We start from the raw sequence: 7,804 nt of genomic DNA, 5'->3' as shown, positions 1-7,804 counted from the left end.
ACCAATTACCGAAATAATATCGCAAAACAGGTTTTAAAAATTCTCTGTTTTGTACAAAAATTAATTAGTTCCCCAAGGGGGTTCTGAACAGTTACTTATTTTTAATGTTTTTTAGAATTATTGTCTCTTTTCAGATATTAATTCATGCAATTTTTGCATCGCCTGACTGATTCCGCCCACCTCATCGATCATCCCGGCCTCGACAGCCTCCTTCCCCTCGAGCATTGTTCCGACATCCTTTACCAGTTGGGATGGATCCAGCATCAGTTTCTCAAGATGCTCTTGGGTAATGCGCGAATGCGCGGCAATAAATCCGGTGATCCGATCCTGGGTTTTCTCCATGTTGCGGTAGCTCTGCATCACGCCGATGAACATTCCCGTCGAGCGGACCGGGTGCACCGTCATGGTTCCCGTCGGCACAATGAAAGAATAATCTGCGGATACCGCCAGCGGCCCTCCGATCGAATGACTTCCGCCAAGCACCAGAGAGACCGTTGGTTTGCTGAGTGATGCAATCATCTCCGCGATGGCAAGTCCAGCCTCCACATCGCCGCCGAGTGTATTCAGCAGGACAAGCAGTCCGTCGATCTCATCGTTGTCCTCCACCTCTGCCAGCTTCGGCAGGAGATGCTCATACTTTGTGGTCTTGGAATTAGCTGATGCCGCCTCGTGTCCTTCGATCTCTCCGATGATCGTGAGAAGCTGGATATGATCCTTCCCTTTTTTTAATTCAAGTGCGCCCATCTCACGGATTTCCTCCGTTGTATTTTCCTCGTTCGTATTGGTTTTCTTTTTTTCAGCCAAAAAAACACCTCCCATACTTTTTCTTAGTATGGAAGATGTTTCGAAAAATATACATGCTGCCTGTTACTGTTAAACAGCGGCCAGCGCCTGCTCTACATCTGCAATGATATCTTCTGCATTCTCAATGCCTACACTGAAACGGATCAGATCCGGTTTCACACCTGCTTCCAGCAATTCCTGATCGTTCATCTGTCTGTGTGTGTGGCTGGCAGGATGAAGGACGCAGCTTCTCGCATCCGCAACGTGTGTCACGATTGCAACCATCTTCAGATTATCCATCATTCTCACAGAAGCATCACGGCCGCCTTTGAGGCCAAAGGTGATTACTCCGCAGGTTCCGTTCGGCATATATTTCTGTGCTCTCTCGTAGTATTCGTTTCCTTCTAACTCCGGGGTGTTGACCCAGGCAACTTTCTCGTGGTTTTGCAGATACTGTGCAACCTTCTTCGCATTCTCACAGTGTCTCGGCACACGAAGATGCAGTGTCTCCAAACCAAGATTGAGATAAAATGCATTCTGCGGTGACTGGATGGATCCAAGATCACGCATGAGCTGAACAGTCGCCTTCGTGATATAGGCACCTTTTCCGAACTTCTGGGTGTAGACAACGCCGTGATACGTCTCGTCCGGAGCGGTCAGTCCCGGATATTTGTCGGCGTGGGCATCCCAGTCAAAATTACCGCTGTCCACGATTGCTCCGCCTACGCAGGTGGCGTGTCCATCCATGTATTTGGTTGTGGAATGGGTCACGATATCAACGCCCCATTCAAACGGACGGCAGTTGATCGGTGTCGGGAACGTATTATCAACGATAAACGGTACGCCATGGCTGTGAGCTGCATCCGCAAACTTTTCAAAATCGAGCACAACCAGCGATGGATTGGAGATCGACTCCCCAAAAACTGCCTTGGTGTTATCCTGAAATGCAGCCTCCAGATCTTCTCTGCTCACCTCAGGATCGACAAAGGTTGCCTCGATCCCCAGCTTTTTGATGGTGTGAGCGTAGAGATTGTAAGTACCACCGTATATCGCCGAAACGCAGATGATGTGATCGCCTGCCTCCGCGATGTTGATAATCGCATAGAAGTTTGCAGCCTGTCCGGATGAAGTCAGCATCGCTGCTACACCGCCCTCCAGATCACAGATCTTTGCTGCGACAGCGTCGTTTGTCGGGTTCTGAAGTCTTGTATAAAAGTATCCGCTGTCCTCCAGATCAAACAGACGTCCCATCTGATCACTTGTATCGTACTTAAATGTAGTGCTCTGGTAGATTGGAAGAACACGGGATTCCCCGTTTTTTGGTGTCCAGCCGGACTGTACACATTTGGTTTCCATCTTAAAATCGCTCATGATATGTATGCCTCCTCTTATGAATATAAATATTTTGCTTCCAGTTTTTTGACCATATCAGTATACAGATCCTTGCACTCTTCTTTTTCCCCGGATTCTATCAGGCTGACACAAGGCTGCAGATAGGTTGTCCAGATGTGGTTGTAGATCTCCTCTGCGTGGGCTTCTTTTTCAATTCGTTTCACGATGGTTGGCGCAATGTCGTAATACTCGTGTACGACGGCTGTTCCATCTTCCGTGGATAACAGATATTCATCGCGGTAATCCCGAAGCATAGTCAGCTCATAACAGTCATCCGGTTTGTCGAGACTTTCGCATACCGCTGTGGTAATATAGCATAAACCGGTTCTGAATCCGCTTTGAATCTCCTCGGAGGTAGATCGTTTGATTGAGGATCCAGGCAGCATCTCATTCCATACCGCAACAAGTTCCTCTGTGAAGGCTTTTGCCTTGGCACTGTCAATTTTCCCAAGCACCGGCACAAAGTAAGACACCATGGTCAGATTGTAATCGATCATGGCCACTTCTTTTCTGTTCTTTGACTTGATATTGGTCATCTCGTCCAGGACATACTGGGGAAGATAAGTACAGATTTCTTTCATGGACTCCTCAGATTCTTCGATTCCTTCTTTTATCAGCAGGAAAAGATCCTGATGGTCTGCACACAGATCTTCCATCTGAACCTGATATAATTTTTTCTTGAACTTTTGGGAAAATCCCTGACATTCTTTGTATAATTCGATCATTCCATCCTTTATCCTGTTCGATTCCATCATACCCTCCACTTATTCGATATTGGCGTTGTGATATACATCCTGCACATCATCGTCTTCATCCAGCAGGTCCAGTGTCTTCTGAATATTCTGGAGATCCTTTTCATCCTCCAGATCAACCCAGGTCTGTGGAATCATCGTCACCTCTGCATCAGCCATCACAAGTCCGGCCTCCTCAAGCTTCAGGCGAACCTCACTGAACTCTTCCGGTGCAGTAACGATCTCAAAACTGTCCTCTTCCTCTGAAAAATCCTCCGCACCGGAATCCAGAGCGAGCATCATCAACTCATCCGCGTCCATCTCACAATCTTCTTTGGACACGATGATCTGTCCCTTTTCATCGAACATGAAAGAGACACATCCCGGTGTTCCGACATTTCCACTTCCTTTGGTAAACGCATTCTTCACGTTGGATGCGGTACGGTTTTTGTTATCGGTCAGAGTCTTTACGATGATTGCCGTTCCGTTCGGGCCGTAGCCCTCATATGTAATATGCTCATAGTTATCACCGCTTCCCTCTCCGGCCGCTTTCTTGATGTTTCTGTCGATCGTATCGTTGGGCATGTTGTTTGCCTTTGCCTTGGCGATCACATCACGGAGACGACTGTTGTTGTTCGGATCCGGACCGCCGCCCTCTTTTACGGCAACCGCCAGCTCTCTTCCGATTTTAGTAAATATTTTTCCTTTTGCAGCATCATTTTTCTCTTTTTTATGTTTGATATTTGCAAATTTTGAATGTCCTGACATATATTTCCCTCTTCTTTCTCTTATCGGTCTTCTGTCTTTTCCCCCGCAAATACATGCTTTGCGGACTTTAGTAAAAAACAGACGTATTATATTCTATCACTCTTCTTTTTGTTTTTCAATCTTAACTGTCTGAATTATGTTATCATTGACGCTTATAACGGAAAAATGATATCTTCCATAATCCACATGACACTCCTCTTCCTCCGTCGGAATGTGATCCAGCTCATCCACAAGAAATCCGTTCAGCGTATCGAAGTCTTCCTCCTCGAAGGTGATGCCAAGCATCCGTTCAAGATCCTCGAGAGGGGTGAGCCCCGGTACTATGTAGGAGCCGTCCGCCTGTTTTGTGATGGTGGCTTCTTCCTTATCATATTCATCCAGAATATTGCCGACGATCTCCTCGACGATGTCCTCCATCGCGACAAGCCCGGAGGTCATGCCGTATTCGTCGAGCACAATGACCATGTGTTTCTTTTTGAACTGCATCGCCTTAAACAGGGTATCGATACTCTTCGTCTCCGGAACAAAACTGACAGACCGGATCATTCCGGGGATGTCTTTTAAGGGGCAGTCCCTGAGTTCTTCTTTCAGATAATTTTTCATGAGTTCTTTTAAATGTATCGTTCCGGTGATGTTATCGATATCTCCATCATATACCGGAAACCGGGAATTACTCTCATTTACAACAAAGCGGAACACATCCTCAAGCGTATCCGAAGAATCGATGGCGACAATATTCTTGCGGTGGGTCATGATGTCCTTGGCGTCCTTGTCACCAAATTCGAAAATGTTGCGGATCATCTCTGCCTCACTCGTCGCATATCTTCCCTGCCTGCGACCCTCATCGATCATAGAGACAATGTGCTCTGCCTTTTTCTCATCCGGTTCTTCCTCCAGAAAAAAGCTCTTCACCTTCTCCAGTAAACTTTCCTCTTCCATTTTCTTTCCTACTCCTTTTATGTATGAAACTCTAAACTGATTTTTAGCGCTTCATCAACTTTCCTCATTAGATTCGTATCCACATGACAGACAAATTCTCTCAGCCGTTTTTTATCAATGGTACGGATCTGCTCTAAAAGTATCACCGAATTTTTCACCACATGATATCTGGCTGCGCTGATCTCGATATGAGTCGGCAGCTTTGCCTTGTTCATTCTGGATGTTATGGCGGCACAGATCACAGTCGGGCTGTGTCGGTTGCCAACATCATTTTGAATAATCAGTACCGGTCTGACTCCACCTTGTTCCGAGCCGATCACGGGACTTAAATCAGCATAATAAATATCTCCTCTTTTTACAAGCACTTTTTTCACACTCCGAATTTTGATAGTATCATTATTACCATTTTTTTCGGTAGTATGCATTTTTAGGATAACCATTCTATCCGGTGCGTGTTTTGCGGCAGAACGGATTCTCTTCAGGCAAGGTAATCAATCCTGTCTACAATCTCGCCGTGACGCAGATAGATGCGCGGAATACGTTTGCTCAGCCCGCAGACAAATTCGTAATTGAACTTTCCAGACAGGTCACTCAGCTCTTCCACGCAGATTGTCTCCGGTCCGTCTTTTCCAATCAGGATCACGCGGCAGCCGAAGGAGACATGCTCAATGTCCGTCACGTCGACCATAAACTGATCCATACAGATTCTGCCGAGTATTTTGGCCTTTTTTCCGTGAATCAGAACATATCCTTTGTTGGACAGAGAACGGGGGTATCCGTCACCATAGCCGACCGGAACTGTAGCAATCTTCATCTTTTTGTCGGTAATGTAAGTCCCGCCGTAGCTGATGGCGGCACCTGCATCCAGTTCTTTCACATGGGCGACGTGACTCACCAGCGAAAGGGCCGGCTTCAAATCCACCTTCTCCTTATGTACTTCCTCGGACGGATACATGCCATAAATCGAGATGCCTGCGCGGACCAGCTCGTGACTGAACTCTGGGAAATCAATGATTCCCGCACTGTTGTCACAGTGGTGATATGGGATGGCCAGGCCGGCATTCGCCAGCTTCTCAGACATCCACTGGAACTGCTCATGCTGCTTCTTGGTAAATGTTTTATCGGTTTCGTCCGCCTTCGAAAAATGCGTGAACACCCCCTCGATTTCTACATTGGGGAGCCGGCTGATGCTTGTGATGACAGCGGCACTCTCCTCGCATACCAGAAATCCGAGTCGCCCCATGCCGGTGTCGAGCTTTATATGGAAACGGGCCGTCATCCCCATCTTCACAGCTGTCTCAGACATATCCGCAGCCATTTCTTCCGTGTAAACCGTCGGGCGGATATCGTACTGAAGCATCTCCTCGTACTGATCCGGGAAAACACATCCCAGTACCAGAAGTGGTTTTTTGATTCCGGCTTTGCGAAGTGCTACTGCCTCATCAAGGCATGCGGTTGCAAAACCCCATACATATTCTTTCTCCTCCAGAAGCAGAGCAATCGGTGTGGCTCCGTGGCCGTAGCCGTCTGTCTTGACAACGCCAATCATTTTTGCCTCCGGGGCAATATTTTTTTTCATCTCATCCATATTATATTCCACTGCATCCAGATCAATCTGTGCGTAGACTCTTCTATATTGTTTCATTTTCTTTTCGCTCCTCTGCTGCTTCTTTTAAACAATTTCTGATCCCGTCGATCAGATCTCTTGCAAGGACACTGTATGCCCCGCTCTTTTCCCGTGCGTCATCCCCTGCACAGCCGTGAAGAAAGACGCCGGTGCATGCCGCCTGAAAGTCCGGCAGATGCTGTGCCATGAGCCCTCCGATCACACCGGCGAGCACATCCCCCGATCCGGCCTTAGACATTGCGGAATTGCCGGAGGTATTCACGTAAACACACTGTTCTTTTTTCTGCACCAGCGTCCGCGCATCCTTCAGGACGCAGGTGACAGGATACCGCTCTGTAAAGTCTGTAAGAACCGTGAAGCGGTCTGCCTGCAGCTGTGCAACACTCCCGCCAGTCAGCCGTGACATTTCCTTCATGTGCGGTGTCAGTACGATGGGAACGTCTGTCAAATCCGATTCTTCTGACCGCTCAAGTACTTCCATGTGTTCGCTCAGTATATTCAGACCATCCGCATCAATGACAAGCGGAGTCTCTGCGAGCTTCACTGCCTCGAGGAGCAGTGCTTCGGATACAGTGCTCTTTCCGAGCCCACATCCGATGACGGTCACCTCGGCCCATTCCATCAATTCTTTTAACGTGTCAGGCTCAAATTTCTCGTAAGTCGTAATGACCGCCTCCGGCAGCATCTGCTGGAGCACCTCTCTGTTATCCTGGGAGGTATAGATCCGCACGAGTCCCACTCCTGTCTCGTATGCTGCTCTGGCACTCAGATATGCCGCTCCCGCCATACCAAAGCTTCCAACAATCATCAATAGTCTGCCGTAGGTTCCTTTGTGGGAATCTGCTGTCCGGACGGGAAGCAGTGCTTTTAAATCGCATTTGTCATATGTGAAGCACAAATCCGATTCTTTTTCTTCCGGAATCCGAAATCCACTCTGAGGGATTCCTATATTAACAGTATAGACGCGTCCGGCATAACTGGTTCCCGGAAAGAGAACCGTTCCCAGTTTTTCATACGCGTACGTCACGGTGATGTCTGCACGGAATGCGGTGCCCATGATCTGTCCGGTATCGGCATGGACTCCGGACGGGATGTCCACCGCGATTTTGATGCTCTGAAGCTGATTCATCTGTTCGAGAAGCTGCGCGTAACGTCCCTCAATATTCCGGCTCAGACCAACGCCGAACACGGCATCCACAACTGCAGTATAGCTGCCGGGCAAAATTGTCTGACTGACAGAAACTCCCATTCTGCGCAGAATGGCAAGCTGGCAGGCTGACTGTTCCGTCATGGAAGTCTCCCGGCCCACGAACACCACCACAGGTTCGTATCCCTTTTCAAGGAGCAGACGTGCAATCACGAATCCATCTCCTCCATTATTGCCTGATCCACATACAATCAGGACACGGGTAAGATCAACTGCGCGTCGTTCCATGATCTCCAGCGTTCTCAGTGCCGCCCGTTCCATCAGGACCATCGACGGAATGCCGATATTCTGAATTGTGCGTGCATCACGGTTTTTCATCTGTAATCCATCTAACAGATATCTCATTAAAAAACACCT

8 protein-coding genes are annotated in these 7,804 nt (G+C 48.0%); all 8 read right to left on the bottom strand.

Features of this window, described 5'->3' with window-relative positions; translation table 11 throughout:
• Window positions 1-117 precede the first annotated feature (117 nt).
• Complete coding sequence (locus BUB85_RS08895) at window positions 118-744, bottom strand: ClpP family protease (protein ID WP_408607074.1); 627 nt, start codon at window positions 742-744, stop codon at window positions 118-120.
• 129 nt (window positions 745-873) lie between these two features.
• On the bottom strand, window positions 874-2,154 hold the full coding sequence (locus tag BUB85_RS08890) for an O-acetylhomoserine aminocarboxypropyltransferase/cysteine synthase family protein (RefSeq protein ID WP_073108783.1): 1,281 nt from the start codon (window positions 2,152-2,154) through the stop codon (window positions 874-876).
• 17 nt (window positions 2,155-2,171) lie between these two features.
• Window positions 2,172-2,930, bottom strand: a complete 759-nt coding sequence (locus tag BUB85_RS08885; RefSeq protein WP_242945383.1) for a CFI-box-CTERM domain-containing protein — start codon at window positions 2,928-2,930, stop codon at window positions 2,172-2,174.
• A 9-nt stretch (window positions 2,931-2,939) separates the two neighbouring features.
• Window positions 2,940-3,674, bottom strand: coding sequence for a YebC/PmpR family DNA-binding transcriptional regulator (locus tag BUB85_RS08880; protein WP_073108777.1), 735 nt, complete (start codon window positions 3,672-3,674; stop codon window positions 2,940-2,942).
• 96 nt (window positions 3,675-3,770) lie between these two features.
• Window positions 3,771-4,613: a hemolysin family protein gene (locus BUB85_RS08875; RefSeq protein WP_073108773.1), complete on the bottom strand. Its 843-nt coding sequence runs from the start codon at window positions 4,611-4,613 to the stop codon at window positions 3,771-3,773.
• 17 nt (window positions 4,614-4,630) lie between these two features.
• The gene (locus tag BUB85_RS08870) at window positions 4,631-4,978 is read right to left on the bottom strand and encodes a type II toxin-antitoxin system PemK/MazF family toxin (protein ID WP_073108795.1); all 348 of its coding nucleotides are present in this window, start codon (window positions 4,976-4,978) and stop codon (window positions 4,631-4,633) included.
• A gap of 113 nt (window positions 4,979-5,091) precedes the next feature.
• On the bottom strand, window positions 5,092-6,258 hold the full coding sequence (gene alr, locus BUB85_RS08865) for an alanine racemase (RefSeq protein ID WP_073108770.1): 1,167 nt from the start codon (window positions 6,256-6,258) through the stop codon (window positions 5,092-5,094).
• Complete coding sequence (locus BUB85_RS08860) at window positions 6,245-7,792, bottom strand: NAD(P)H-hydrate dehydratase (RefSeq protein ID WP_073108767.1); 1,548 nt, start codon at window positions 7,790-7,792, stop codon at window positions 6,245-6,247. Before BUB85_RS08860 ends, alr begins: the two co-directional genes overlap by 14 nt.
• Between the last annotated feature and the right edge of the window lie 12 nt (window positions 7,793-7,804).

The organism is Hespellia stercorisuis DSM 15480, from assembly GCF_900142165.1.
GTDB lineage: Bacteria > Bacillota > Clostridia > Lachnospirales > Lachnospiraceae > Hespellia > Hespellia stercorisuis.
Note: the sequence above shows the minus strand (reverse complement) of the source record. Positions and strands in the feature narration are given on the sequence as shown.

Coding starts and splice junctions, on each gene's coding strand:
- BUB85_RS08890 (WP_073108783.1), bottom strand. CDS start 2,154: ATGAGCGATTTTAAGATGGAAACCAAATGTGTACAGTCCGGCTGGACA.
- alr (WP_073108770.1), bottom strand. CDS start 6,258: ATGAAACAATATAGAAGAGTCTACGCACAGATTGATCTGGATGCAGTG.
- BUB85_RS08885 (WP_242945383.1), bottom strand. CDS start 2,930: ATGATGGAATCGAACAGGATAAAGGATGGAATGATCGAATTATACAAA.
- BUB85_RS08875 (WP_073108773.1), bottom strand. CDS start 4,613: ATGGAAGAGGAAAGTTTACTGGAGAAGGTGAAGAGCTTTTTTCTGGAG.
- BUB85_RS08895 (WP_408607074.1), bottom strand. CDS start 744: ATGGGCGCACTTGAATTAAAAAAAGGGAAGGATCATATCCAGCTTCTC.
- BUB85_RS08860 (WP_073108767.1), bottom strand. CDS start 7,792: ATGAGATATCTGTTAGATGGATTACAGATGAAAAACCGTGATGCACGC.
- BUB85_RS08880 (WP_073108777.1), bottom strand. CDS start 3,674: ATGTCAGGACATTCAAAATTTGCAAATATCAAACATAAAAAAGAGAAA.